Raw genomic sequence first — 25986 nt, 5'->3', positions numbered from 1 at the left:
TCGTCGGGCTCATAACCCGAAGGTCGTCGGTTCAAATCCGGCCCCCGCAACCAATTTCAGACGATAGTTACAGTTTGAGTGGTTGGTATTTTCTAGCTCTCAGATCGTTACGGATGCGCCGCCCAGTTCACTTTGGCTTTCGCTCCATTCCATCGCTCTTTTCATAATGCTGCGAAGCATGAATCCCCTAAAAGCATATCTTAATCCGCATCAAATGATGTCGGACGGTTTCGTTTGTGTTTAAAACACGATATGAATCGGCTGGCGTAATCATTTCATGATGTTCGGAGCGTTTTACCTATGTTAATTAACAGAGTTATCCACATATAACGTTCTGTGGATAAGTTGGTTGATAAAGTGTTTTTAGCTTGAGGATTTTGATGGGTAAAGAAAGATCTTTTCTTTTTTAGGAAGTCTTGGTTGCTGGTGATTTGGTCTTAACTTGTTGTTATTTAAGGCTAAATGTATTATTTCATCGGATCGAATACGTTAAAATACGATCATAACCTTGTCTTTTTTTGATCCTAGTCATTTACTCAGGTTGTGTTTAACTTTTTTTTGCAACCCATTTTTAATCAAATCTAGAATTTTTTTCCACATTACAGAATTGAGAACAGGGTCATGTATTGAGCATGCAAAAAGTGTTTTCAATCTCTTGCATATAGGCTACGCACTAGGCATCCCTAGGTAAGCCTTTCTCAACAATTCTAATTAAACGCTTTTTCTTCGTCTCAATCGGTTCTGCATCTACAGAAGGGATATGGTTGAGCTGCTGGGTAAGTGCCCATTCGATGTGCTCATCCAGTAATTTACTTTCACCAAGTCGCGCATTAAGTGCGTCTATCACCCGTTGGTTGTATTCTGCATTACCAAGTGCGACAGATATATTACGTAGCCATTGTTCGTGACCGATACGACGGATAGCAGAACCTTCCATATTTTTTAAGAACGTCGCCTCGTCCCATTGGAATAATTCAACTAAGTCTGGATGGTGAAAGCTTTCCCTGCGATGGAAATCTTCTTGTTTGGTTACGTCTGCATAGCGGTTCCATGGGCAGACGAGTTGGCAGTCATCACAACCGTAGATGCGGTTACCCATCGGTTTGCGGAATTCTTCAGGGATGACACCATCAAACTCTATCGTGAGATAAGAGATACAGCGTCTCGCATCGACAACTTTATCTTCTACAATGGCTTGAGTCGGGCATGACGTAATACATGCTCGGCATTTTTCGCATTGGTCGACACTTGGAGTATCGACTGGTAAAGGTAGGTCAATCAGCAGTTCACCAAGGAAGAACCAAGAACCACACTCTTTATCTAAGATCAGTGAGTGTTTACCTGTCCAACCCAATCCGGCCTTTTGGGCTAGAGGCCGCTCAAGTATTGGCGCAGAGTCGACAAAAGGGCGATAACCAAACTGACCCACTTCTTCTTCTATGAGCTTACCCAACTTGTTGAGTTGTTTTCTGACCAGCTTATGGTAATCACGCCCTAGCGCATAGCGGCTAATATAAGCGTGATTTTTATTTGCGAGATTTGAAGCAAATTGCGCTTCTGGCGGTAGGTAGTCCATCCGGACGCTGATAACGCGAACGGTTCCCGGTAATAACTCATTGGGTCTGGCGCGCATCATTCCGTGACGAGCCATCCAATCCATTGAGCCGTGATAGCCAGCATCTAGCCATTTTTGTAGTGCGGCTTCATGTTCACTAAGATCAACGTCGCAGATGCCTACTTTTTGAAAGCCGAGCTCTTTTCCCCAAACTTTGATTTGTTGTGCGAGTTGTTCGTAGTTCATGTTTTATCACCGAGATAAAGGGGGCGGGATCTTAACGGATCTATTCTATTGGTGCTACCGTAAAGTTGAGGTTAGTACTCGTAAATTCGTTTCTCAAAGTTCAGGCTGAATGGCCATTGGCGCGTTTTTATCAGCAAAATCATTATGCATGTATCACGGAACCTTTTGCTATGTACGGCGTTCTTATAACTGTGAGTTAAACTCTTTTCGATCAAAGTTAATACTCGGTAAATAAGTTACAGTTTTTGGCTACTTTTTTCGCACATATGACATTTGAAAGCTTGTCTCTCAAAACCAACACGGTTTACTATTCCTGTTCTTTTGATTTTTATATAGTCAACGATCATTAGTTAGAGAAGCATCAATGAGCACGAAACAATTTACTTTAAAAGATGAGCAAGAAACGGTAGCACTGGGCACCGAGCTGGCTCAACTTTGTTCTCAACAAACCACTATTTATCTGCATGGTGATTTAGGTGCAGGTAAAACAACCTTCAGTCGTGGTTTTGTCCGTGCTCTTGGGCATCAAGGAAACGTGAAAAGTCCGACTTATACGCTTGTCGAACCTTACCAATTAGATAAGTGGCAGGTTTACCACTTTGATCTTTACCGATTGGCAGATCCTGAAGAATTGGAATTCATGGGGATCCGAGACTACTTCACAGATGATGCGATCTGCTTGGTTGAATGGCCTGAAAAAGGGCAAGGATTGCTACCACAACCAGATTTAGATGTAGAAATTCGTTATCAAGGTGAGCAACGCGTCGCTGAGATAACGGCGAACAATGATTACGGTGTGCAGTTACTCAGTCGATTGGAGCTATGTTGAGTCTTTCAAATTTTAGAGCAGTGGCGACGTTTGTCGCCACTTTTCTCCTTATCATCCCCAATGTAGCATTTGCTAACGTCGTTAAAAGTTTCCGAGTGTGGCCTTCCCCAGATGAGACTCGTGTTGTCATCGATTTAGGCTCGGAAGCGGACTATTCCTATTTTTCTCTGTCAGGGCCGGACCGTCTTGTGGTGGATATGAAAGACACCACCATGCAAGCTAAATTGCCAGTGACCGTTTCTGATAGCCCAGTGCTTAAATTGGTGCGTAAAAGCTCGCCTCCAGAGAAAGGCACCTATCGCCTTGTTTTTGAATTAAAGAAAAACGTTCAGGCAGAGTTATTCAAACTCAGTCCAACGCCGGGCGGCCAATATGGGCATCGTTTGGTGATTGACCTGCCACACGGTAAGAAAACCGCGACAGCAGCAGCGAAACCAAGCAAACCGACGACAACCAGCAAAGACATGAGTACCGTACAGCGTGCTCAAGAAGTATTGATCGTGATCGATCCTGGTCATGGTGGTGAAGACCCTGGCTCAATTGGTCCATCTCGTCGCAAGTATGAAAAAGACGCGGTACTGAGCATTTCTCGTAAGCTTGCAGCGCAACTTGATGCGACGCCGGGAATCAAAACGCGCATGACGCGTACCGGTGACTACTTTGTTAACTTAAACCGCCGTGTTGCATTTGCCCGCGAAAATGACGCGCACCTGTTAATCTCAGTTCACGCGGATGCGTTCACGTCACCACAACCTCGTGGGGGATCGGTATTCGTATTGAATACGCGTCGCGCAAACACTGAGATTGCTCGTTGGGTTGAGAACCACGAGAAACAGTCCGAGCTGCTCGGTGGTTCTGGCAATGCATTTGTCACGAACACGAAAGACCGCAACGTGAACCAAACTTTGCTCGATCTCCAGTTCAGCCATTCGCAAAAAGAAGGCTACAAGTTGGCGACCGAAATTTTGGGTGAAATGGGACGCGTCGCGCATCTACACAACACCAAGCCAATCAACACTAGTCTGGCAGTATTGCGTTCGCCACAAATTCCATCGGTCCTTGTAGAGACTGGATTTATCTCTAACCCAACAGAAGAGAAACTGCTGTTCCAACGCGCGCACCAAGATAAGTTAGCGCAGGCTATCTCTAAAGCGGTGGTTAAATATCTAAAAGATAACCCACCTGAAGGCACGGTGTTCTCACCTTCCTCTAAACCAATGGTGCACATTGTTAAGCGTGGTGAATCGCTGTCTGTGATTGCGAATAAATACGGTACTAACTCGAAAGCGTTGATGGCCGAGAACAAGTTGAAATCGACCAGCTTAGCGGTTGGACAAAAACTGCGTATTCCGTCAGCTGGCAAGATCCAAGTGCCAAGCAAGCCTATTACAGTAGAGACTGAAACGATTACTCATACCGTTAAATCGGGTGAGTTCTTGGGTAAGATCGCAAGTCACTATAAAGTGAAGCTGTCGGATATTCGTCGTGAGAACAACTTAAAATCCGATACCTTATGGGTTGGTCAAAAACTTAAGATCACCGTAGCAGTGAAAGATAAACCGATTCGCAAGCACAAAGTGGCACGAGGGGAATACCTTGGTAAGATTGCGTCCAAATATGGCGTGAGCGTTGCGAGTATTCGCCAAGCAAACAACTTGCGCTCGGACGAGCTTGCTGTTGGGCAAGTCTTGATCATTCCAAACAAATAAGTAAGTGAGCTTCTAACTCATTATGACGATAAAAATTTTGCCAGCTAGGCTCGCCAACCAAATTGCGGCAGGGGAAGTGGTCGAAAGACCTGCCTCTGTCATCAAAGAGTTGGTGGAAAATAGCCTCGACTCTGGCGCAACCCGAATCGATATCGATATCGAAAAAGGCGGTGCCAAGCTTATTCGTGTTCGTGACAACGGAAAAGGGATTGCGAAAGATGAGCTCGGGCTGGCACTCAGTCGTCATGCAACGTCTAAAATCCATACCTTAGATGATTTAGAAGCGATCATGAGCTTGGGCTTTCGTGGAGAGGCATTGGCGAGTATCAGTTCCGTTTCTCGTCTTACATTAACCTCTCGCCCAGCTGCGCAAGAAGAAGCGTGGAGTGCATATTCGGAAGGGCGTGATATGCAGGTCAAATTGCAGCCTGCTGCCCATCCCATTGGTACCACGGTTGAAGTGCTGGATTTGTTTTTCAATACTCCTGCACGCCGTAAGTTTCTGCGTACCGAAAAAACGGAATTTGCTCACATTGACGAGCTGTTAAAACGCATTGCACTGAGCCGCTTTGATGTCTCGATCAACGTGCGTCATAACGGCAAAGTGATCCGCCAGTACCGTGCGGCTAAGAATCAACTGCAAACCGAAAAGCGTATAGCGGCGGTGTGTGGTAATGCATTTGTGCGTAATATGCTTCGTATTGAGCTTGAGCATCAAGGTCTCAAGTTGCATGGTTGGATCACCACCCCGGATGGGGCTCGTCAGCAAAGCGATTTGCAGTATTGTTACGTGAATGGCCGCATGATGCGGGACAAACTGATCAATCATGCGATTCGTCAAAGTTATGAAATGAGCTTAAAGCCGGATCAATTTGCCGCTTATGTGTTGTTCATCGAGCTAGACCCGCATCAGGTGGACGTGAACGTTCATCCAGCGAAGCATGAAGTGCGTTTCCATCAAGCAAGATTGGTACATGACTTTATCTATCAAGCTTTGGCTGATGCACTGGCACAAAGCTCTGTGATTGATAAGCCGCAAGTCAATGAGTCCGCGTTCCATCGAGCAGAGCCTGAAGAGCGAGAAAGCCAACCGGAAACGACGCCTCAATACTCGCCACAATCAGTGAGTACTACTGTCCCAGAGCGTGTGTATCAAGCGATTGATAAAACGCCTACGTACCCTGGACGTACTGATTATGAGATAAAGCCACGCGATCGTGCGCCGAGTGATTCATCTGTGCGTGAAGCGCGCATTGCAGACTCCTTTAAGCGAACGGATTGGATTGAATCCAAACCTGCGCCTAAACCAAGTGTCGGTAAAGAGCGTCATGCTGAACCTGCACCAAGCAAGCGAGAAGTCCACGCTTACCATGAACTGCTAAAAACACCCGACTTCGAATCTCAACAAGCTGAGCAACCGACATCGACTGAGTCCGTTCGAGAAGTGAGTTTGCCTCAAGTTACAGCGTTGGGGAAAGCGTTGGCCGCTGTGGATGAACAATTTGTTCTGATGAGCAGCGACAGTGGCGTAGCATTAGTTTCATTACCTCGAGCTGAGTTCTATCGCACCAAAGGTAAGTTGACGCCAAGTGAAGGAGCGTTAAAAGCGCAGCCTTTATTAGTACCGTTGTCGATGAAGTTGGACACTGGCTTAGTGAAGTTGGCACAAGATTATCAACAAGACTTTGCTCAGTTGGGTATCCAATTAAAAGCCAGAAATGATAAAGCGCTAATGGTCATGGGCGTGCCAGCACCATTACGCCAACAAAACTTACAAAATTTAGTGCCAGATCTGTTATCTTACGCGCAAACGTGGATGAAGGGAGAAAAGGCGTCAACTCAGATGCTTCCTGCGCTGATCGATTGGCTTGCTGTGCAGGTCACAACGGTCAAGAGTCACTATACTCTCTCTGAAGCCATTCAAATTATTGCGGAACTTGAACAGTTAAGGCATGGTCAATTGCCACTAGACGATAAAACATTCGTATCTGCTGTTGATTTCTCTGCCACGATAGCCAAATTAAAACCATGACAGACAAACTACCTTTGGCTCTTTTCTTGATGGGGCCAACTGCATCAGGTAAAACCGAGCTAGCGATTCGCTTGCGTCAAAAGTTTCCGGTTGAGATCATCAGTGTGGATTCTGCATTGATCTACAAAGGAATGGATATCGGTACGGCAAAACCTGACGAAAGAGAGTTGAGTTTAGCGCCGCACCGCTTAATTGATATCCTAGATCCTAGCGAATCTTATTCGGCGGCGGACTTTCGCCGCGATGCTTTGCAAGCGATGGATGATATTGTTGCAGAAGGAAAAATTCCGCTCCTAGTGGGGGGGACAATGCTGTATTACAAGGCATTACTTGAAGGCTTATCACCTCTTCCTGCTGCAAATCCTGAAATTCGTCAGCAAATTGAACAAGAAGCATTGACTAAAGGTTGGTCAGTGTTGCACGATGAACTGAAAGAAATTGATCCTGTATCAGCTGCGAGAATACATCCAAATGATCCCCAGCGTTTATCTAGGGCGTTGGAAGTGTATCGTATTTCAGGTAAAACTCTTACTGAGTTGACTCAAACTAAAGGTGAAAGCCTGCCGTACCGAGTTAAACAGTTTGCAATAGCTCCCAAGGATAGGGCAGAACTTCACCGTCGCATTGAACTGCGTTTCGACAAAATGATGGAAGCGGGTTTTGAAGATGAAATGAAAGCGTTGTATGCGCGCAAAGATCTTCATCCGGATCTTCCTTCTATTCGTTGCGTTGGTTACCGACAGATGTGGGAGTATTTAGATGGGGAGTGCACACGTGATGAAGCAGTATTTCGTGGCGTATGTGCGACTCGTCAATTGGCCAAGCGTCAAATCACCTGGTTACGCAGCTGGGATGACTTAACTTGGTTGGATAGCGATAACATTGAGCAGGCGCTCGAAACCATGTCAGAAGCAATAGCATCTGATTGAGATAGCTGTGTATAATGTGATCGTTTTTGCGTGAACGCACTCTCAAAGGATCTGTTGTTGGCAGTTTTTATACTATGCTGCTAATTACTTAGAGTGCATTTTTGATTCGTTTAGCTCAGATGCAAAAGCAGTACTTTTTGCATTGCACCACTAGCTAAATAATTACAACTACAAATTAAATAAGGAAAATAAAATGGCTAAGGGGCAATCTCTACAAGACCCATTTCTAAACGCGCTACGTCGTGAGCGTATTCCAGTGTCTATCTACCTTGTGAACGGTATCAAACTACAAGGTCAGATCGAATCATTCGATCAATTCGTGATCCTGCTGAAAAATACTGTAAACCAAATGGTGTACAAGCACGCGATTTCTACAGTTGTGCCGGCTCGTCCAGTGAGCCACCACAGCGGTGATCGTCCTCAAGGCGACCGTCCACAAGAGAAATCAGAAGATTAATTCTTCATCGAGTATTTTTAAAATAAGGAGTTGATTGCTTGTTTGACCGTTATGAATCCGGTGAGCGAGCCGTACTTGTTCATATCAACTTCACGCAAGAAGGTGAATGGGAAGATCTGGCTGAGTTCGAGATGCTGGTTTCTTCCGCTGGGGTTGAGACGCTGCAAGTTATAACTGGTAGTCGTCAATCCCCACACCCGAAATACTATGTCGGAGAGGGTAAGGCCCAAGAAATTGCTACTACGGTACAATTGACTGGTGCTGAAATTGTGATTTTTAATCACTCCCTCTCTCCTGCCCAAGAACGTAACCTCGAAGCACTGTGCAAATGTCGAGTTCTCGACCGCACTGGTCTCATCCTCGATATCTTTGCTCAACGAGCACGAACACACGAAGGTAAGCTACAGGTCGAGCTGGCCCAACTTCGACACATTTCTACTCGTTTAATTCGTGGTTGGACGCACCTTGAAAGGCAGAAAGGGGGGATCGGTTTACGTGGCCCGGGTGAAACCCAGCTGGAAACCGACCGTCGTTTATTGCGTGAACGAATCAAAGCCATCCTGCGCCGCCTAGAAAAGGTAGCCAAGCAGCGTGAACAAGGACGCCGTGCCCGAAATCGAGCTGAAATCCCAACAATTTCTCTCGTGGGTTACACCAACGCGGGTAAGTCGACACTCTTCAACCGAATAACCGAAGCTGGCGTGTATGCCGCAGACCAATTGTTTGCTACTTTGGATCCTACACTACGTAAGATGGAGTTAGCGGATGTTGGCCCAGCCATACTGGCAGATACGGTTGGTTTTATTCGACATTTGCCTCACGACTTGGTTGCTGCCTTCAAAGCGACCTTGCAGGAAACGCAAGAAGCTGACATTTTGTTACATGTTGTTGATGCCAGTGATGAGCGTTTTCGTGAGAATATTCAAGCTGTTCATGAAGTATTAGAAGAGATCGACGCGCACGAAGTGCCGACGCTTGTCGTCATGAACAAAATCGACAATCTAGAGTCGCAGACACCTCGTATAGAACGTGATGAGGAAGGGGTTCCTCGTGCGGTCTGGGTATCTGCAATGGAAGGATTGGGCATTGAGCTCCTGTTTGATGCGCTGACGGAACGTCTGGCGTCGCAAATGGTCGAGCATCAGTTGCGAATTCCTCCACAGTATCAAGGAAGATTCCGTAGTACATTCTTCCAAATGAAGTGTATTCAACGTGAGGAATACGACCAGGATGGTAACTTGTTGATCGATATTCGAATGCAGCAAGTAGATTGGTCTAGACTTGAAAAAAGAGAAGGGGCAGTTTTGACTGACTTTATAGTCACTTAAAGGACTGCTACAGTATAACGTCATATCAAATGATGGAGCTTTCTAATGGCGTGGAATGAGCCTGGAAATAACAACGGCAACAATGGCCGCGATAATGACCCTTGGGGTAATAATAATCGTGGTGGCCAGCGTCCTGGTGGCCGAGATCAAGGTCCGCCAGATTTAGATGAAGTGTTCAACAAACTGAGTCAAAAGCTGGGTGGCAAGTTTGGTAAAAAAGGCGGCGGTGGTTCCTCTATCGGCGGTGGCGGTGGTGCAATTGGCTTTGGTGTCATTGCGATCATTGCAATTGCGGTGTGGATTTTCGCTGGTTTTTACACCATCGGTGAAGCAGAGCGTGGTGTTGTACTGCGTTTAGGTAAATACGATCGTATCGTAGACCCAGGCCTTAACTGGCGTCCTCGTTTTATTGATGAATACGAAGCGGTTAACGTACAAGCGATTCGCTCACTACGTGCATCTGGTCTAATGCTGACGAAAGATGAAAACGTAGTAACGGTTGCAATGGACGTTCAATACCGAGTTGCTGACCCATACAAATACCTATACCGCGTGACCAATGCAGATGATAGCTTGCGTCAAGCAACAGACTCTGCGCTACGTGCGGTAATTGGTGATTCACTAATGGATAGCATTCTAACCAGTGGTCGTCAGCAAATTCGTCAAAGCACTCAAGAAACACTAAACCAAATCATCGATAGCTATGATATGGGTCTGGTGATTGTTGACGTGAACTTCCAGTCTGCACGTCCGCCAGAGCAAGTAAAAGATGCGTTTGATGACGCGATTGCTGCGCGTGAGGATGAAGAGCGTTTCATCCGTGAAGCAGAAGCTTACAAGAACGAAATCTTGCCGAAGGCAACGGGTCGTGCTGAACGTTTGAAGAAAGAAGCTCAAGGTTACAACGAGCGTGTAACTAACGAAGCATTAGGTCAAGTAGCACAGTTTGAAAAACTACTACCTGAATACCAAGCGGCTCCTGGCGTAACACGTGACCGTCTGTACATTGACGCGATGGAAGAGGTTTACACCAACACATCTAAAGTGTTGATTGACTCTGAATCAAGCGGCAACCTTTTGTACCTACCAATCGATAAATTGGCAGGTCAAGAAGGCCAAACAGACACTAAACGTAAATCGAAATCTTCTTCAACCTACGATCACATTCAACTAGAGTCTGAGCGTACACAAGAAGAAACATCGAACACGCAGTCTCGTTCAACAGGTACACGTCAAGGGAGATACTAAGAATGCGTAAGTTAATGATCCCTGTACTGGTAATCGCACTAGCATTGATGCTGATGTCTCTGTTTGTGATTCCTGAAGGTGAGCGCGGTATTGTGGTTCGATTTGGTCGTGTTCTTAAAGACAACAACGACATCACTCGAATTTATGAGCCGGGTCTGCATTTCAAAATGCCACTGTTTGATCGCGTGAAGCAGTTAGATGCTCGTATTCAAACGATGGATGGACGTGCTGACCGTTTCGTAACGTCAGAGAAAAAAGACGTTATCATCGATTCGTACGTGAAATGGCGTATTGAAGACTTCGGCCGTTACTACCTAGCAACAGGCGGTGGTAACTCTCTGACAGCTGAAGCACTTCTTGAGCGTAAAGTCACAGACGTACTTCGTTCTGAAATCGGTGCTCGTGAAATCAAGCAAATCGTTTCTGGTCCACGTAATGATGACGTGCTACCAGAAGACGCAAGCAGTGATGAAGTGAACACAGAAGCGGCACGTGAAGCGTTAGAAATTGATGGTGAACGTGACCTAATCATGTCGGATGTACTGCGAGATACTCGTGAAAGTGCAATGAAAGACTTGGGTGTTCGTGTTGTCGATTTCCGTATGAAGAAAATCAACCTTCCTGATGAAATCAGTGAGTCGATTTACCGTCGTATGCGCGCTGAGCGTGAGTCGGTAGCTCGTAAGCACCGTTCTCAAGGTCGTGAGAAAGCAGAAATCATTCGTGCACAAGCGGAACTTGAAGTAGCAACCATTCTTGCAGAAGCGGATAAAACCGCTCGTGTTACACGCGGTGAAGCGGATGCAGAAGCGGCGAAGATCTATGCGAATGCATACAACAAAGATCCTGAGTTCTTCAGCTTCCTACGTTCTCTAAGAGCATACGAAAAATCATTCAGCTCTAAGAACGACATTCTTGTTCTGGATCCGAAGAGTGACTTCTTCCAGTACATGAATAACGCGAAAGGTGCGAAAGCTGAATAAGCGAACCATCTGAAATCTAAAAAGGCTCCGTAAGGAGCCTTTTTTGTATCGGTTGTACCGTTGGTTTTGGTATGCCACCAAACATTAGCTCATCATAAATGCGATGACGGCTCCCGCCACCACAAGGCAGCCACCAATGCGCCGTAGCTGGTTGTCCGGTTGTTCACTCAGCTGTGCCACCATGTTTCGCCAGCCGTTTGGCGCGATCAAAGGGCCTATGCCTTCGACAATTAAAACAAGTCCAATCGCTAGCCAAATAGAGTCAGACATAAAGATTTCCAGTCGAATTTAGAAAAGTAAATATTATCAGTGATGTATTGATTTCGAAATGTACAGCGTTGATGAGATTACATTCTGGTATCAACTCTGTGAACAAAAAATGACTGCAAGAATTGCGATTCGGTGCTAGAATCCATTTTTAACTAGCAATCAGACTTGGAAAGATGGGAAATAACGTAGTCGTTCTAGGCACCCAATGGGGTGACGAAGGTAAAGGTAAAATTGTAGACCTTTTAACTGAAGATGCAAAATACGTGGTGCGCTACCAAGGCGGTCACAACGCAGGTCACACTCTTGTAATTGACGGTGAAAAAACCGTTCTTCACTTAATTCCATCAGGTATCCTTCGCGATAACGTAAAATGTGTTATCGGTAACGGTGTTGTACTATCACCTGAAGCTCTACTTAAAGAAATGAAACCTCTTGAAGAGCGTGGTATTCCAGTACGCGAACGTCTTTTCATTTCTGAAGCATGTCCTCTAATTCTTCCTTACCACGTTGCAATGGACCAAGCTCGCGAAATCGCTCGCGGTAAAAAAGCTATCGGTACAACTGGCCGTGGTATCGGTCCTGCATACGAAGATAAAGTTGCTCGTCGCGGTCTACGCGTTGGCGACCTATTCGATATGGAAGCTTTCGCTGAGAAACTTAAAGAAGTTATGGAATACCACAACTTCCAACTAGTTAATTTCTACAAAGCTGAGCCAGTAAGCTACGAAGCTGTGCTTGAAGAAGCAAAAGGCTACGCAGAGCTACTAACTTCAATGGTTATCGACGTAACTGACGAACTAGACGCAGCACGCAAACGCGGCGACAAGATCATGTTCGAAGGTGCGCAAGGTACACTACTTGATATCGACCACGGTACTTACCCATACGTAACTTCTTCTAACACGACTGCTGGTGGTGTTGCTGCAGGTTCTGGTTTCGGTCCTCGTCACATCGGTTACATTCTAGGTATCGCGAAAGCGTACTGTACTCGTGTTGGTGCAGGTCCATTCCCAACAGAACTGTACGATGGTCTAGAGAAGCAAGACCCAGTAGGTAAGCACCTAGGTACTGTAGGTCACGAGTTCGGCGCAACCACTGGTCGTCTACGTCGTACTGGTTGGTTCGATGCTGTAGCTATGCGTCGTGCAATCCAAATCAACTCTGTATCTGGTTTCTGTCTAACTAAGCTAGATGTACTAGATGGCCTAGAAGAGCTTAAAATCTGTACTGGTTACAAGATGGAAGATGGCTCTGTACTAGAAGTTTCGCCAATGGCTGCTGAAGCATTCGAAAAAGCGACGCCAATCTACGAAACAATGCCAGGTTGGTCTGAGAACACATTTGGTGCTAAGTCACTAGATGCTCTACCACAAGCAGCTCTAAACTACATCAAACGTATCGAAGAGCTAACGGGCGTACCAGTAGACATCATCTCAACTGGTCCAGACCGTAACGAAACTATCATTAAGGTTCACCCATTCGAAGCTTAATAAGTACTCGTTAGAGATTTTAAAAGCCGACCTCAAGGTCGGCTTTTTTGTATCTGAGATAAAAATACCCACAGCGATAAATAATCTGCATATGGCAAGTTATTGCCGTTAAGCTTAAGGAAGAGGCAAAAATTGTCTAAAGCTTAGCTGCTGATTGCCGATAAGTTTATCAAGCAGAGGAGATCCTTGGCTGATCTTTGGTTTCTCAGATACCTTGAAGAGTACGTTTATGAAGTTACGAACAGTGGCTGCTTCACTGTTACTGATGCTGTCTGCCACAACAGTGCGAGCGAGTGCTGCTGATGTTGGCGCGCCAGTCCCCATCTACACCGAAGCAGAACTGATAAAGCTTATTGAGCAGAATAAGCATTTACAACGCGTGCGCGCTGATAACTGCCAGCTGGTGGAAGATATCGTAGCTCGTGCGACTCGAATTAACTTGCCTGCTTACGAGTTCTTATATGGCGACATGTTGGCGTGGGGCGTATGTGTCGAGCAAGATGTCGAGCTGGGGCTCTACTACATGGAAAATGCCGCGCAGCAAGGCTTACCTGCGGCATTAGAGCAGATTGGACGTTACTATTCGCGCGGTACTTTGGTGCAACAAGACAAAGAGCGTGCGATTCCGTATTTGCGTGAAGCGGCTTCTATGGGTAATTTAAACGCGCGTATTCATCTGGCTGAATTGCTGCTACGCGATTACGGTAGTCCGTTGGACTATGAAGATGCTTACCGCTGGTTGTACAACTCGGTGACCGCCGATCAGCGTCAACACAAACGCATTGCCGTGTTAAGGCGTGGGCTAGAACAGCGTATGCCACAAAACATCATTGCACGCGCAAAAAGGCGTGACATGTTCTGGTAGATCTCCAGAAAATTCTCGGTAACTTCATACAACAAAGCCCACACTTCGTGGGCTTTGTTGTTTTCCCGATAGGTGAACGCGCTTAAACCACCTTATGTGGGCCAAAGCATTCGTAATGGAATTGTTCCTGAGGGACGCCAAGTTCTTGTAGCTGTTTCGCGACGTGCTGCATAAAGCCCACCGGACCACAGAAGTACACTTGTACGTTGTCTTGTTTGAGTGCGGCTTCGATTTCATGCAGGTTTACAAAGCCGGTAAAGTGGAAGTCTTCACCTATCTTGTCTTCTGCCGTTGGTTGGTTATACCAAATGAGCGCGTTCATGTTTTCTTTCGCCGTGACTAGCTGGTTTACGTGCTCTTTAAAGGCGTGGTGTTTGCTGTTTTCTGTTGCATGTACCCAAGTCACTGGCGCGTGATGTTCCGTCAAGCTTTCTAGCATTGACAGTGTTGGCGTAAGGCCGACACCTGCAGAAATCAGCACCACTGGTGTATTGGTGTCTACATCCATAAAGAAATCACCCGCTGGCGCTGCGAGTTTTACTTTATCGCCGATGTTTAGCTCATCGTGCAGGTAGTTGGATACTTTACCGCCTTGTTCACGTTTTACGGAGATGCGGTAAGTGTTCTCTTGAACTGAAGAAGATAGGCTGTATTGACGTATCTCTTGGTTTTCAAACTTATTGCTGTTGATGTAGATGCCGAGGTACTGCCCAGGCTTGTACTTCGTCACTTTACTGCCATCCGTCGGTTTGAAAACAAAACTGCAAATGTGTTCACTTTCCAATTGTTTACCGACCAACTCAAACTCACGTAGCCCTCGCCAGCCACCTTCTTGCGATGCATTCGCTTGATAGATTTGCTCTTCGCGCTGGATAAATACATTAGCCAATACGCCATAAGCTTCAGCCCACGCGTCTAAAACTTCTTGGCCCGGATTGAATAATTCATCAATCGTAGCGATCAAGTGTTTACCTACGATTTGATACTGATCTTTCGTGATCAAAAAGCTGGTGTGTTTATGCGCAATTTTCTCCACAGCGCCAAGCAGAGCAGGCAAGTTTTCAATGTTAGCTGCGTATGCACAGATGGCATTGAATAGCGCTTCACGCTGATCGCCATTACGCTGGTTGCTCATGTTGAAAATGTCTTTTAACTCAGGGTTGTGAGTAAACATGCGGTCATAGAAGTGAGCGGTCAGTTTTGGTCCTGTTTCTGCGATTAGTGGCGCGGTCGCTTTCACGATCTCAATGGTTTGATTGCTGAGCATAAGAACTTCCTATTTTTAAGTTGTATTTGTAATGCATGTTTAAAGTTGTATCTCAAATGTATCTTTCGATCAAGAAAAGATTTACACTTTTGTCGATAGCGTAAGTTAGTTGTTTCGTCACTGACATTGAGCTATTAAGTCGCACTCTGGGAGAGAACATGCAGTTAACGAGCTTTACTGATTACGCGCTGAGAACCTTGATTTACTTAGCATCATTGCCAAAAGATGAGCTGACCAATATCACCGAAGTGACGGATTTGTTTGGTGTGTCTCGTAATCATATGGTCAAAGTAATCAACCGTTTAGGGCAGCTAGGCTACGTACATACCGTACGCGGTAAAAACGGTGGTATTCGCTTGATGAAGCCAGCGTCTGAGATCACCGTTGGTGGTGTCGTGCGAGATTTGGAGCCGTTAGATTTGGTCAATTGTGGGGTGGAGTTTTGCCACATTACCCCCGCATGTCGCCTCAAAGATAAGCTTGCCAAAGCAAAAAGTGCCTTCCTCGCCGAGTTGGATGAGTGCACCATTGAATCCTTACTGAGCGATAACTCTGAGCTTTTGATCCTGCTTGCTCGCCCTTAGTTTATTTGCAGTTCCAGAGTCGATCTCGATCATTCTTTTTTCAAAGCAATTCTGTAGGTTATCGAGAGACTCAGATATACTAGCTCTATACCTTCCTTGCTAGATAGGCGTGCCTATGTCAGACAATATTCCAAACGATCCATTCGCAGATCGTGAATCCCAAAATTACGAAAATCCAATTCCAAGCCGAGAGTTCATCCTCGAGTTCCTTGAGCAAGCGGGCGTACCAATGAATCGCAATGACTTGTTCGAAGCTTTAAAGTTAGCGGGCGAAGAGCAATACGAAGGGTTGCGCCGCCGTTTACGTGCCATGGAACGAGATGGTCAACTGGTGTTTACCCGCCGTCAATGCTACGCATTGCCTGAAAAACTTGAAATGGTGAAAGGTTACGTGATTGGCCACAAAGATGGTCACGGTTGGGTACGTCCAGAAGGCAGCGTCGGCAAGGACGATGATATTTTGCTGCCACATCACCAAATGAAGAACATCATTCATGGTGATTTCGTGCTGGTGCAACCAACAGACAACAGCAAGCGTGGTCGTCGTGAAGGTCGCTTAGTTCGCGTACTTGAAGAGCGCAATAGCCAGATTGTTGGCCGCTTCTTCCTTGAGTACGGCTACTCATATGTTGTGCCGGATGATTCGCGCATCAGCCAAGATATTCTGATCCCGAACGAGCATAAAGCTGGCGCTCGTATGGGTAACGTCGTGGTGATTGAAATTACCGATCGTGGTTCTCGCTCGCGTGGCATGATGGGTAAAGTGGTTGAAGTTCTTGGCGAAAATATGGCGCCAGGTATGGAAACACAAATCGCAATTCGCACCCATCAAATCCCTTATGAGTGGCCAGAAGCGGTCGAAAAACAAATCGTAAACTTGGGCGAAGAAGTGCCTGAAGAAGCGAAAGTTGGCCGTGTTGACTTGCGTGAATTGCCGCTCGTTACCATTGACGGTGAAGATGCGCGAGACTTCGATGACGCCGTTTTCTGTGAGAAGAAAAAAGATGGTGGTTGGCGTCTTTGGGTCGCAATCGCAGACGTAAGCTACTACGTGCGCCCAGACTCAGCGTTAGACAAAGAAGCCATCAACCGTGGTAACTCTGTGTACTTCCCATCGCAAGTTGTCCCAATGTTGCCTGAAGTGCTTTCAAACGGTTTGTGTTCGCTTAACCCGCAAGTGGATCGCTTGTGTATGGTGTGTGAGATGACCATTTCTGAAAGCGGTAAGCTCTCAAGCTACAAGCACTACGAAGCGGTAATGAATTCCCACGCTCGTCTCACATACAGCAAAGTGAGCGCGATTCTTGAAGGTGATGAAGAACTGCGTGAACGCTACCAGCCACTCGTGTCGCATCTTGAAGAGTTGCACGCGATGTACAAAGTGTTGAAAGAAGCGCGTGATCAACGTGGTGCGATTGAGTTTGAGACCGTCGAAACCAAATTCATTTTTAATGCTGAGCGCAAGATTGAAAGCATTGAGCCAGTGATTCGTAATGATGCGCATAAGATCATCGAAGAATGTATGATCTTAGCTAACATTGCCTCGGCATCATTGGTAGAAAAAGCCAAAGAGCCTGCACTGTATCGTATTCACGAATCTCCGGGTGAGCTGCGCTTGCAAGGCTTCCGCGATTTCCTAAGTGAGCTAGGTTTAGAGTTGAAAGGTGGTTTAGAGCCTTCTCCGACAGACTACGCCGATCTCGCGCGTCAAATTGCAGGTCGTCAAGACCAAGAGCTGATCCAAACCATGCTGCTGCGCTCCATGAAGCAAGCGGTGTACAACGCGGACAACGCAGGCCACTTCGGTTTGGCGCTTAAGCGTTACGCGCACTTTACGTCACCAATTCGTCGTTACCCTGACTTGTTGCTGCACCGTGCTATCAAGTATTTGATCGCTAAAGAAGAAGGCCGCAACCAAGACCGTTGGACGCCAACGGGTGGTTACCATTACTCATTCGATGACATGGACTTCTACGGCGAACAATGTTCAATGACAGAGCGCCGCGCTGATGATGCAACGCGTGAAGTTGCGGATTGGTTGAAGTGTGAATACATGCAAGATCACGTCGGCGATGAGCTGGAAGGCGTGATTGCTAACGTCACCAGTTTTGGCTTCTTCGTGCGCTTGACCGATCTGCATATCGATGGTTTGGTGCATATTTCAACGCTTGCGAACGACTACTACCAGTTTGATCCTATTGGTCAAAGACTTATCGGTGAAAGCTTCGGTAACATCTATCGTCTGGGTGATGCGGTCAAAGTAAAAGTGCTGGCTGTTAACCTAGATGACAAGCAAATTGACTTTGAATTGGTCGAAACAAGTCGTAAGCTACGCGGCGAAGGTAAGACAGCTAAGAAACGAGCTGCGGAAGCGAAACGCAAAGCCAAAGAGAAAAAACGTGCGGCGACACGTTCTTCATCAAAAGAAGGTGCTACAGCGCGCGCTGTTCCTGCTATTGAGCCAACTAAGCGCCCAGAACAAACGGATTCTGGCCGTAAACGCAAAGGGCCAAAACGTGGGGATGACGACAGCGCAAAGAAGCCAAAGGTGAAGAAAGCCCACAAGAAAAAGCCACACAGTAAGCCAAAGAAAACCAAGCGCACTAAGCAAGACGCGCAGTAGGCTGAAGCGCCAATCTGTTACCGCAGATTGGCGGTGAGCGAAGCACAGAAACAGGTTAAGTAATGAGTAACGAATTTATTTACGGTATTCATGCCGTGAAAGCGGTATTGGAACGCGAACCAGAACGTTTTATTGAAGCGTACGTTCTAAAAGGACGCCAAGACGATCGCCTAATGCCAATCTTGAACGATTTGCAGGTGTGTGGTGTTTCTATCCAGCAAATGACGCGTAAAACCTTGGATGACAAAGCACATGGTGCAAACCACCAAGGCATCATCGCGCGCGTAAAACCAGCAAAACAGCTGAACGAAAACGACATCGACGACATCCTAGCTCAGCATGAGACACCGTTGCTATTGGTGTTGGATGGCGTAACTGACCCCCACAACCTTGGTGCCTGTTTACGTAACGCCGATGCTGCTGGTGTTGCTGCGATTATCGTTCCTAAAGATCGATCAGCACCAATGAATGCGACAGTAAGCAAAGTAGCCTGTGGCGCTGCAGAAGTGGTGCCTTTGATTCGTGTAACCAACCTAGCGCGCACAATGCGTACTCTGCAAGAGCAGGGCATCTGGTTCGTGGGTACGGCGGGTGAAGCGACACACGACATTTATCAAGCAAAACTGACTGGTCCTCTGGCAATTGTCATGGGCGCAGAAGGTGATGGTATGCGCCGTCTAACGCGAGAAACTTGCGATGATTTGATTAAAATCCCAATGGCAGGTAGCGTATCGAGTTTGAATGTGTCGGTTGCATCAGGCATCTGTTTATTCGAAGCAGTTCGTCAGCGCTTGGCTGCGAAGTAAGCGAATGAGAACATATGTCACTGAGCCCAAAGGCTTAGTGGCTTGAAGAATCAAACACATAGGATGGGAAACCATCCTTTGTTATTTTTAGCTAGGGAAATTATGACTCAACAAGATATTAAACTGATTGCGTTCGATCTGGATGGCACATTGTTGGACAGCGTACCTGATTTGGCCGTTGCTGCAGACCAAGCTGTACAAGCTTTGGGTTACCCTGCGGTATCGGAAGAGCAAGTACGTGATTACGTAGGTAACGGTGCTGACGTCCTGATTGGCCGCGCACTAAGCCAAAGCATGACCATCAGTAGCGATCTTAGTGAAGACCTGCGTGCAAAAGGACGCGAGCTGTTTGATGACTTTTACGCGCAAAGCGGTCATCAGCTGAGCCATCTTTACCCAACAGTAAAAGAGACGCTAGAAGAGCTACATCAGGCAGGCTTTACGATGGCGCTTGTAACGAACAAACCATCGAAGTTTGTTCCAGAAATTCTAGAGCAACATGGCATCGCAAAATACTTTGTGGACGTATTGGGTGGTGATGCATTCCCTGAGAAAAAACCAAACCCAGTCGCACTGAACTGGTTGATGGAAAAACATCAGGTGAAAGCGAGCGAAATGCTGATGGTTGGCGACTCGAAGAATGACATCCTTGCGGCGAAAAACGCAGGTTGTGCTTCGTTTGGTTTAACATACGGTTACAACCATGGTGAGCCTATTTCAGCTTCAAACCCAGATTTTGTCGCAGACAGTTTATCTGAATTATTGGAAGTAGTAGCCGTTTCTGCATAACGGTAACAAAAGAGCTTCCAAAATACTTGTTAATGAGTACACTGAGTAAACCGTGCGCTAAAAGCCGCACGGTTTTTCATTTTAATTAGATTAAGAAGTCAAAGGAATCATTCTAATGAGCAAACCCATGGTTTTTCATTTTAATTAGATTAAGAAGTCAAAGGAATCATTCTAATGAGCAAACCCATTGTATTGAGTGGTGTTCAACCGTCAGGTGAACTAAGTATCGGTAACTACTTGGGTGCTCTACGTCAATGGCAGCAGATGCAAGACGATTATGATTGCCAATACTGTGTTGTAGACCTTCACGCGGTTACGGTTCGCCAAGATCCTAAAGCCCTACATGAAGCGACTCTAGACGCATTGGCGATCTGTCTGGCAGTTGGTGTTGATCCGAAGAAGAGCACGCTATTTGTTCAGTCACACGTACCAGAGCATGCTCAACTTGGTTGGCTTCTTAACTGTTACACTCAAATGGGTGAACTGAGCCGTATGACTCAGTTTAAAGACAAGTCTGCACGTTACGCGAACGACGTAAACGTGGGTCTGTTTGATTACCCAGTGCTAATGGCAGCAGACATCCTGCTTTACGGCGCACACCAAGTGCCAGTAGGTAGCGACCAGAAGCAGCACCTAGAATTAGCGCGTGATATCGCAACGCGTTTCAACAACATTTACTCGCCAGAAAGCCCAATCTTTACGGTGCCTGAGCCATACATTCCAACGGTTAACGCGCGCGTAATGAGCCTTCAAGATGCGACGAAGAAAATGTCGAAGTCTGATGATAACCGTAAGAACGTTATCACGCTGCTTGAAGAGCCGAAATCGATCATCAAGAAGATCAACAAAGCGCAAACGGATACCGAAACGCCACCAAGCATTCGCCATGATGTTGAAAACAAAGCGGGTATTGCTAACCTAATGGGTCTTTACTCTGCAGCGACAGGCATGAGCTTTGAAGAGATTGAAGCGAAATACAAAGGCGTTGAAATGTACGGCCCATTCAAGAAAGACGTGGGTGAAGCGGTTGTTGCGATGCTTGAGCCAATTCAAGAAGAATACCGTCGTATTCGCGCAGATCGCGCGTTTATGGATGAAGTGATGAAGCAAGGCGCGGAGAAAGCATCGGCTCGCGCGGCGGAAACACTGAAGAAAGCATACGAAGCTGTCGGTTTTGTTGCTCGTCCGTAATCTCAAGTAATCCAATACCCAAAAAGCTCCACTTCGGTGGAGCTTTTTTTATGTGCTGAGAAAATTACTCAAAGGGCGTGTTGTCCATACAGCGCTCCATATCATAGTACTCAACGCGGCCACGAGCGCCTAAAAACGACGATTTCACCACCATCCCACGATCCACATAATTAGTGAGGAAAACACAGGATATCTCGTAACTTAACTGTTTGATTTTATATGGCTCCCAGTAATAGTCTGGTCCAGGCAGGCGGGCACGAAAAGAAATGACACCATCGTCACTGACTTCAAACTCTTCCATTCCCTTGAACTCATTTTTTGCTGATTGGATAGTTTTTTGATTGGCGGTTGGGTAAAGCGGTTTAGAAGATGTTAGCTGACAGCCCGTCATAAGCCCAAACGCGGAGAGAGCTAGTCCAATACGTTGAATTGTTTTCATTGATTTTTCCACGATAGATGATGGATGAGATCTTATTGTCTCGCGTTGGTGTTATAACGCTTGTGTATGTTTTTCTCCACTGTGTTGTTGGAATTTATCATTTTTGATTGATAAAAATTTGAAGTGTAAATGGCGAGTGCGGAAAGCGGGGGAGTAAATAACAAGCGAGATTCTGAAATAAACCAAAGTAGCAATATTCTAAATTAGTAATTAATTATATTTAATGAAGCATGAAAGCGCTCGAAATAATAACTTGGTGTACCAAGAAAGTATTGATGTATTCCATAACATGGAATGGAAAAATAAACTGAGCAATTAGTCTAATTTTGCTTTCCTGCTGCACTACTGAACTGTATTTATTACAAAATATGTTTGAATACGCTGTTTTGGCATATTTTTATAGATTCACATGTGATTTATTTCACGGCTTTTACTGCTCTTTCTTATTTATTTCATAAATAAACCTGATAGTAGACGCAAATGGTAGGCTCTGATCGGAGCTTAGTTTGCATTTAAATAAATATCAGGTACGACAATGGACACGTTAATCAAACCCTCAATACTTGCATTAACCATCGCCAGTGCGCTTAGCGCTAACGCGAATGCAGAAATTATCATTTCCCAGTACGTAGAAGGTGGCTCGTATAATAAAGCGGTCGAGATCGCGAATACCGGTGATGCCGCAGTCACGCTAACAGGTTATGAGCTAGCGAAATCATCTAATGGTGGTGGCACTTGGGGCAGCAAGATCGATTTGAGCCAAGTAACGTTGCAAGCGAAGCAGGTGTTTGTTCTTGCCCATGGCGATGCCAGCGATGCGATTAAAGCAGTGGCTGACCAGACCGATAAAAACGTGGCGAACTTTAATGGTGACGATCCTCTCGCACTATTAAAAGATGGTGAAGTTCACGACATGGTTGGCGTGATGGGTGGCGTGGCATTTGGCAAAGACGCCACTTTGGTACGCAACGGTGACGCACTGACGCCTTCTGCGACTTTCCAATCTTCTCAATGGACAACATTAACGAAAGACAACATTGATGGCTTGGGCGAGCTGAACGCAGCTGAGCCACCTGTAGCATTTGTGTGTGAAGTGGATGGCCACGCGCCAACGTTCACATCCATTCAAGACATTCAAGGTGAAGGTGCTTCTTCGCCATTTATCGATGGTTACCCATACATTACGACAGAAGAGCATTTTGTTACTGGTGTCGTGAGCGCTGTTACTAGCGGTTTGACGAAAGGCTTCTACCTGCAAGCTATCGAGAACGATAACAACGATAAGACGTCAGAAGGTCTATTTATTCATACGAACGCTGCAGATACCGAGCTAAAGCCTGGTGACGTAGTTTGTGTGAAAGGTAAGGTTCAGGAGTACTACAGCAATACTCAGCTTTCTTCTGACGCAACCAGCTATGTAAAAACTGGCACGTCAGACATTCCATTGGTGACGCCGCTTGTGATCAAAGAAGGCGAAACTCTGCGTGATGCGTTAGAGCGCCATGAAGGGATGCAAGTGACGCTGAACTCAGCCAGTGATTTGTTTGTTACTCGCAACTTCTCTTACGATTACGATTCAAAACGTAACAACATGATGTTGTCGCACCAAGCTCCACTCTTTAAGCCAACTCAGCTTCACGCAGCAGACAGTGCAGAAGCGGTCGCATTAGCAAAACAAAATGCAGAGAATCGAGTTTTCCTAGAATCTGATGCCAAAGCACCGAACGGCAAAATTCCTTACTACCCTGAGTTTGGTCAAGATTTGGATCAAGACGGTTCATCTGAACAGCACATTCGCTTAGGTTCGCGCGTTGAAGGTTTACAGGGCGTAGTGAATTACAGCTACAACGAATACCGTCTGATCGCGACGAACGATGTAAATAACACTAACTTTGTGGCAGCAGGTGATGGCTTTGATGTAGAGCGTAAAGCGGCGCCAGCTATCGCAGAGTCGGATTTACGCGTTGCAAGCTTTAACGTGCTTAATTACTTCACTTCGGTTGCAGACAGCGGAAACAACAACCCGACAGGCCAAAACCGTGGAGCGACGAATCACGATGAGTTCTTGATCCAACAAGCGAAAATCGTGTCTGCGATGAATAAGATGGATGCTGACATCATTGGTTTGATGGAAGTGGAGAATAACGGCTTCGGTGATGGCAGTGCTGTGCAAAACTTGGTGGATGCATTGAATGCGGAAATCGATGACGCAGACGATCATTACACTTACGTTGAAATCGCAGATAAAGACAAGTACCAAGAAGAGTACTTCGGAAGCGATGCGATCATGGTTGCTATCTTGTACCGCGCGAAAGTGGTCACGCCAAAAGAAGCGGCGAAAGTGATCTTCACGCCAGAGCAGCACATTGCCGAAAACACCATTACTCGTAAAGATGGTGCTGAGAGCAACCCTGCGTACGACAAATACCAACGCCACAGCTTGCTGCAAACCTTCACGGTACAAGAGAGCGGTGAAGATCTTTCTATCGTCGTTAACCACTTCAAATCGAAAGGTTCTGAATGTATTGAAGAGTGGATTGCCGGCGTAGAAGACTCGGAGCCTGCGGATCTGCAAGGTAACTGTAACAACTTCCGTGTTTCTGCTGCGCACGCAGTGGGTGAAGCGTTGAAAGACGTGAAAGGCGATGTGTTGCTGATGGGGGACCTCAATGCGTATGGCATGGAAGATCCACTACTGACACTGACTGATTACTCGAAAGAGAAATACGGACGTGATATCTACACAGCGGGTTACACCACAATCAACGGTGGTGGGTTGCAAGTTGAGCAAACGCAAATCAAACAAGGTTACGGCCTGAACAACCTTAATACCTTGCTGCATGGCACAGACACGTTCTCGTACACCTATTCTGGTGAACTGGGTAATTTAGACCATGCCTTGGCAAGCAACAGTTTGGCGCAAAAAGTGGTAGCGATTGAAGATTGGCACATTAACTCACTAGAAAGTAACTTGTTTGAGTACGGCAGCAAATACACAGGTGACATGCCGAAATACAAAGACGCGTTCTCGGCATCTGACCACGATCCTGTGATTATCGCGATTGATTTACCTGATACGGATATCGATTTACCGAAAGCGGGTGAAAACTTAGCGGTAGATGTACGTTTGCCACCAAATGCGGTTGCAGGTGACATCGTGACTGTTAGCTTAACCGTCGCGACTCAAGCTGCCGCTGTAAGTAGTGATGCGAAAGCTTACTCAGCGAGCAAGACTTTAGATCAAACGGACATTAAAGCGCGCAGCGTGAATGTTGAGTTTGAACAGGCGCCAGAGCAAGGTAACTACCAACTGGAAGAGAAAGTGACAGACTCGACTGGCAACGTCGTTAAGTTTAGCTCTGCTCGTGCAGTCTCTATGACTCAACCTGAAACGGGCACCACAGATTCGAAAGACTCTGATGGTGGTTCGTTTGGGTTTGGTGCACTGCTAGCAATGCTTGGACTTGGTTTGTTCCGCCGCCGCCGTTAAGCCACTCCTTTCCTAAAAACATAGCTGTAAAACTCAAAGGCCAGCCGATGCTGGCCTTTTTATTGCGCAAAGACTTGCCTTTCTAATTGGGTGTTGCAAAATACCGCCCTCAATTGTGGTAAACCAGACAATTGATCCTTAAGCCTTGCCAAAACGGATTGGAGCAGCCGACACGCTATGTTGTTGATCATCGATAACTACGATTCTTTCACTTACAACCTTTACCAATACTTTTGCGAGCTTGGCGCTCAGGTAAAGGTCGTGCGCAATGACGAAATCGACATTCAAGGTATCGAAGCCCTCAATCCAACCCATTTGGTGATTTCCCCTGGGCCTTGTACGCCAAACGAAGCGGGTATTTCCCTGCAAGCGATAGAGCATTTTGCCGGTAAGCTTCCTATTTTGGGGGTGTGCCTTGGTCATCAAGCCATTGCGCAAGTGTTCGGTGGCGAAGTTGTGCGTGCGAGACAAGTCATGCATGGTAAAACATCGCCTATCCGCCATACGGGTCGCAGTGTGTTTAAAAATTTAAATAACCCACTTACGGTAACCCGTTACCACTCTCTCGTGGTGAAAAACGGCACGTTACCCGATGTGTTTGAATTGACCGCTTGGACGGAACTGCCTGATGGAAGCATGGACGAAATTATGGGATATCAGCACAAAACCCTGCCTATTGATGCTGTGCAGTTTCATCCAGAATCAATCAAAACTGAGCAAGGACATGAGCTGTTAGCCAACTTTCTTGCACGCAGAGCGATCTGATCTCGATCACTTTTCTTAACAAATTGTTCATCTTTTTGACGGTGTCAGTGGAATGCAAAACTATGCGTTTCATGGTTGATGGTCTGCTTAT

The 25986-nt window shown here is 46.2% G+C and carries 21 protein-coding genes; 17 read left to right on the top strand and 4 right to left on the bottom strand.

Annotation, left to right across the window (positions count from 1 at the left end; translation table 11 throughout):
* Positions 1-673: 673 nt before the first annotated feature.
* Entirely contained in the window at positions 674-1801 is a 1128-nt protein-coding gene (gene queG / locus OU793_RS13330) for a tRNA epoxyqueuosine(34) reductase QueG (protein WP_140103413.1), read from the bottom strand.
* A 364-nt stretch (positions 1802-2165) separates the two neighbouring features.
* On the opposite strand from queG, the gene tsaE reads away from it, so the two are divergent.
* The 8 genes from tsaE (at position 2166) to hflC (ending at position 11316) form a co-directional block, all read left to right on the top strand.
* Positions 2166-2630, top strand: coding sequence for a tRNA (adenosine(37)-N6)-threonylcarbamoyltransferase complex ATPase subunit type 1 TsaE (tsaE, locus tag OU793_RS13325; protein WP_005457080.1), 465 nt, complete (start codon positions 2166-2168; stop codon positions 2628-2630).
* Complete coding sequence (locus OU793_RS13320; protein ID WP_025818664.1) at positions 2624-4339, top strand: N-acetylmuramoyl-L-alanine amidase; 1716 nt, start codon at positions 2624-2626, stop codon at positions 4337-4339. The genes tsaE and OU793_RS13320 overlap by 7 nt, the downstream gene beginning before the upstream one ends.
* A 22-nt stretch (positions 4340-4361) precedes the next feature.
* On the top strand, positions 4362-6371 hold the full coding sequence (mutL, locus tag OU793_RS13315) for a DNA mismatch repair endonuclease MutL (RefSeq protein WP_140103414.1): 2010 nt from the start codon (positions 4362-4364) through the stop codon (positions 6369-6371).
* Positions 6368-7300, top strand: a complete 933-nt coding sequence (gene miaA, locus OU793_RS13310; RefSeq protein WP_005496505.1) for a tRNA (adenosine(37)-N6)-dimethylallyltransferase MiaA — start codon at positions 6368-6370, stop codon at positions 7298-7300. The genes mutL and miaA overlap by 4 nt, the downstream gene beginning before the upstream one ends.
* Positions 7301-7493: 193 nt before the next feature.
* Positions 7494-7757, top strand: a complete 264-nt coding sequence (hfq, locus tag OU793_RS13305) for an RNA chaperone Hfq (protein ID WP_005438329.1) — start codon at positions 7494-7496, stop codon at positions 7755-7757.
* A 38-nt stretch (positions 7758-7795) separates the two neighbouring features.
* Positions 7796-9085 (top strand): ribosome rescue GTPase HflX, encoded by a 1290-nt coding sequence (gene hflX, locus OU793_RS13300; protein ID WP_015297415.1) that lies wholly within the window; start codon positions 7796-7798, stop codon positions 9083-9085.
* A 45-nt stretch (positions 9086-9130) separates the two neighbouring features.
* On the top strand, positions 9131-10333 hold the full coding sequence (gene hflK, locus OU793_RS13295; protein WP_005460667.1) for an FtsH protease activity modulator HflK: 1203 nt from the start codon (positions 9131-9133) through the stop codon (positions 10331-10333).
* A gap of 2 nt (positions 10334-10335) precedes the next feature.
* Positions 10336-11316 (top strand): protease modulator HflC, encoded by a 981-nt coding sequence (hflC, locus tag OU793_RS13290; protein ID WP_005460668.1) that lies wholly within the window; start codon positions 10336-10338, stop codon positions 11314-11316.
* An 84-nt stretch (positions 11317-11400) separates the two neighbouring features.
* Here hflC and OU793_RS13285 read toward each other — a convergent pair whose 3' ends face one another.
* Positions 11401-11586, bottom strand: a complete 186-nt coding sequence (locus OU793_RS13285) for a DUF2065 domain-containing protein (RefSeq protein WP_005480030.1) — start codon at positions 11584-11586, stop codon at positions 11401-11403.
* Positions 11587-11759: 173 nt separating this feature from the next.
* Here OU793_RS13285 and OU793_RS13280 point away from each other — a divergent pair, with 173 nt between their 5' ends.
* Both OU793_RS13280 and OU793_RS13275 read left to right on the top strand, forming a co-directional pair.
* On the top strand, positions 11760-13076 hold the full coding sequence (locus OU793_RS13280) for an adenylosuccinate synthase (RefSeq protein ID WP_005460670.1): 1317 nt from the start codon (positions 11760-11762) through the stop codon (positions 13074-13076).
* A 229-nt stretch (positions 13077-13305) separates the two neighbouring features.
* Positions 13306-13941: a tetratricopeptide repeat protein gene (locus tag OU793_RS13275; protein ID WP_005496512.1), complete on the top strand. Its 636-nt coding sequence runs from the start codon at positions 13306-13308 to the stop codon at positions 13939-13941.
* A gap of 82 nt (positions 13942-14023) precedes the next feature.
* Here the strand turns inward: OU793_RS13275 and hmpA are convergent, their stop codons facing one another.
* Positions 14024-15208: an NO-inducible flavohemoprotein gene (gene hmpA, locus OU793_RS13270; RefSeq protein ID WP_005460672.1), complete on the bottom strand. Its 1185-nt coding sequence runs from the start codon at positions 15206-15208 to the stop codon at positions 14024-14026.
* A 158-nt stretch (positions 15209-15366) separates the two neighbouring features.
* On the opposite strand from hmpA, the gene nsrR reads away from it, so the two are divergent.
* From nsrR to trpS, 5 genes are all read left to right on the top strand, one after another.
* A complete protein-coding gene (gene nsrR / locus OU793_RS13265; protein WP_005460673.1) occupies positions 15367-15792 on the top strand; it encodes a nitric oxide-sensing transcriptional repressor NsrR in 426 nt (141 codons plus the stop codon).
* 115 nt (positions 15793-15907) lie between these two features.
* Positions 15908-18415: a ribonuclease R gene (gene rnr / locus OU793_RS13260; protein ID WP_015297413.1), complete on the top strand. Its 2508-nt coding sequence runs from the start codon at positions 15908-15910 to the stop codon at positions 18413-18415.
* A 62-nt stretch (positions 18416-18477) separates the two neighbouring features.
* The gene (gene rlmB / locus OU793_RS13255) at positions 18478-19221 is read left to right on the top strand and encodes a 23S rRNA (guanosine(2251)-2'-O)-methyltransferase RlmB (protein WP_005455666.1); all 744 of its coding nucleotides are present in this window, start codon (positions 18478-18480) and stop codon (positions 19219-19221) included.
* Between the two features lie 102 nt (positions 19222-19323).
* Complete coding sequence (locus OU793_RS13250) at positions 19324-20010, top strand: phosphoglycolate phosphatase (RefSeq protein ID WP_005480027.1); 687 nt, start codon at positions 19324-19326, stop codon at positions 20008-20010.
* 174 nt (positions 20011-20184) lie between these two features.
* Positions 20185-21201, top strand: a complete 1017-nt coding sequence (gene trpS, locus OU793_RS13245) for a tryptophan--tRNA ligase (protein ID WP_005468382.1) — start codon at positions 20185-20187, stop codon at positions 21199-21201.
* A 64-nt stretch (positions 21202-21265) separates the two neighbouring features.
* Here the strand turns inward: trpS and OU793_RS13240 are convergent, their stop codons facing one another.
* On the bottom strand, positions 21266-21640 hold the full coding sequence (locus tag OU793_RS13240; protein ID WP_021484688.1) for a hypothetical protein: 375 nt from the start codon (positions 21638-21640) through the stop codon (positions 21266-21268).
* Positions 21641-22175: 535 nt separating this feature from the next.
* Between OU793_RS13240 and OU793_RS13235 the strand changes: the two genes are divergently transcribed.
* Both OU793_RS13235 and OU793_RS13230 read left to right on the top strand, forming a co-directional pair.
* Positions 22176-25130: an ExeM/NucH family extracellular endonuclease gene (locus OU793_RS13235; RefSeq protein ID WP_140103416.1), complete on the top strand. Its 2955-nt coding sequence runs from the start codon at positions 22176-22178 to the stop codon at positions 25128-25130.
* Positions 25131-25307: 177 nt separating this feature from the next.
* Complete coding sequence (locus OU793_RS13230) at positions 25308-25895, top strand: aminodeoxychorismate/anthranilate synthase component II (protein ID WP_005458124.1); 588 nt, start codon at positions 25308-25310, stop codon at positions 25893-25895.
* Positions 25896-25986 lie beyond the last annotated feature (91 nt).

Source organism: Vibrio sp. VP6 (genome assembly GCF_028823755.1).
Lineage (GTDB): Bacteria > Pseudomonadota > Gammaproteobacteria > Enterobacterales > Vibrionaceae > Vibrio > Vibrio parahaemolyticus.
This window is presented reverse-complemented; position numbering and strand designations above follow the sequence as displayed.

What these genes read in the sequence shown, in the direction of transcription:
- hflC (WP_005460668.1), top strand. Translation starts at nt 10,336, where the DNA reads ATGCGTAAGTTAATGATCCCTGTACTGGTAATCGCACTAGCATTGATG.
- OU793_RS13275 (WP_005496512.1), top strand. Translation starts at nt 13,306, where the DNA reads ATGAAGTTACGAACAGTGGCTGCTTCACTGTTACTGATGCTGTCTGCC.
- hfq (WP_005438329.1), top strand. Translation starts at nt 7,494, where the DNA reads ATGGCTAAGGGGCAATCTCTACAAGACCCATTTCTAAACGCGCTACGT.
- miaA (WP_005496505.1), top strand. Translation starts at nt 6,368, where the DNA reads ATGACAGACAAACTACCTTTGGCTCTTTTCTTGATGGGGCCAACTGCA.
- trpS (WP_005468382.1), top strand. Translation starts at nt 20,185, where the DNA reads ATGAGCAAACCCATTGTATTGAGTGGTGTTCAACCGTCAGGTGAACTA.
- OU793_RS13250 (WP_005480027.1), top strand. Translation starts at nt 19,324, where the DNA reads ATGACTCAACAAGATATTAAACTGATTGCGTTCGATCTGGATGGCACA.
- OU793_RS13320 (WP_025818664.1), top strand. Translation starts at nt 2,624, where the DNA reads ATGTTGAGTCTTTCAAATTTTAGAGCAGTGGCGACGTTTGTCGCCACT.
- hmpA (WP_005460672.1), bottom strand. Translation starts at nt 15,208, where the DNA reads ATGCTCAGCAATCAAACCATTGAGATCGTGAAAGCGACCGCGCCACTA.
- OU793_RS13235 (WP_140103416.1), top strand. Translation starts at nt 22,176, where the DNA reads ATGGACACGTTAATCAAACCCTCAATACTTGCATTAACCATCGCCAGT.
- OU793_RS13230 (WP_005458124.1), top strand. Translation starts at nt 25,308, where the DNA reads ATGTTGTTGATCATCGATAACTACGATTCTTTCACTTACAACCTTTAC.
- OU793_RS13280 (WP_005460670.1), top strand. Translation starts at nt 11,760, where the DNA reads ATGGGAAATAACGTAGTCGTTCTAGGCACCCAATGGGGTGACGAAGGT.
- hflK (WP_005460667.1), top strand. Translation starts at nt 9,131, where the DNA reads ATGGCGTGGAATGAGCCTGGAAATAACAACGGCAACAATGGCCGCGAT.
- rlmB (WP_005455666.1), top strand. Translation starts at nt 18,478, where the DNA reads ATGAGTAACGAATTTATTTACGGTATTCATGCCGTGAAAGCGGTATTG.
- OU793_RS13285 (WP_005480030.1), bottom strand. Translation starts at nt 11,586, where the DNA reads ATGTCTGACTCTATTTGGCTAGCGATTGGACTTGTTTTAATTGTCGAA.
- tsaE (WP_005457080.1), top strand. Translation starts at nt 2,166, where the DNA reads ATGAGCACGAAACAATTTACTTTAAAAGATGAGCAAGAAACGGTAGCA.
- OU793_RS13240 (WP_021484688.1), bottom strand. Translation starts at nt 21,640, where the DNA reads ATGAAAACAATTCAACGTATTGGACTAGCTCTCTCCGCGTTTGGGCTT.
- mutL (WP_140103414.1), top strand. Translation starts at nt 4,362, where the DNA reads ATGACGATAAAAATTTTGCCAGCTAGGCTCGCCAACCAAATTGCGGCA.
- queG (WP_140103413.1), bottom strand. Translation starts at nt 1,801, where the DNA reads ATGAACTACGAACAACTCGCACAACAAATCAAAGTTTGGGGAAAAGAG.
- rnr (WP_015297413.1), top strand. Translation starts at nt 15,908, where the DNA reads ATGTCAGACAATATTCCAAACGATCCATTCGCAGATCGTGAATCCCAA.
- nsrR (WP_005460673.1), top strand. Translation starts at nt 15,367, where the DNA reads ATGCAGTTAACGAGCTTTACTGATTACGCGCTGAGAACCTTGATTTAC.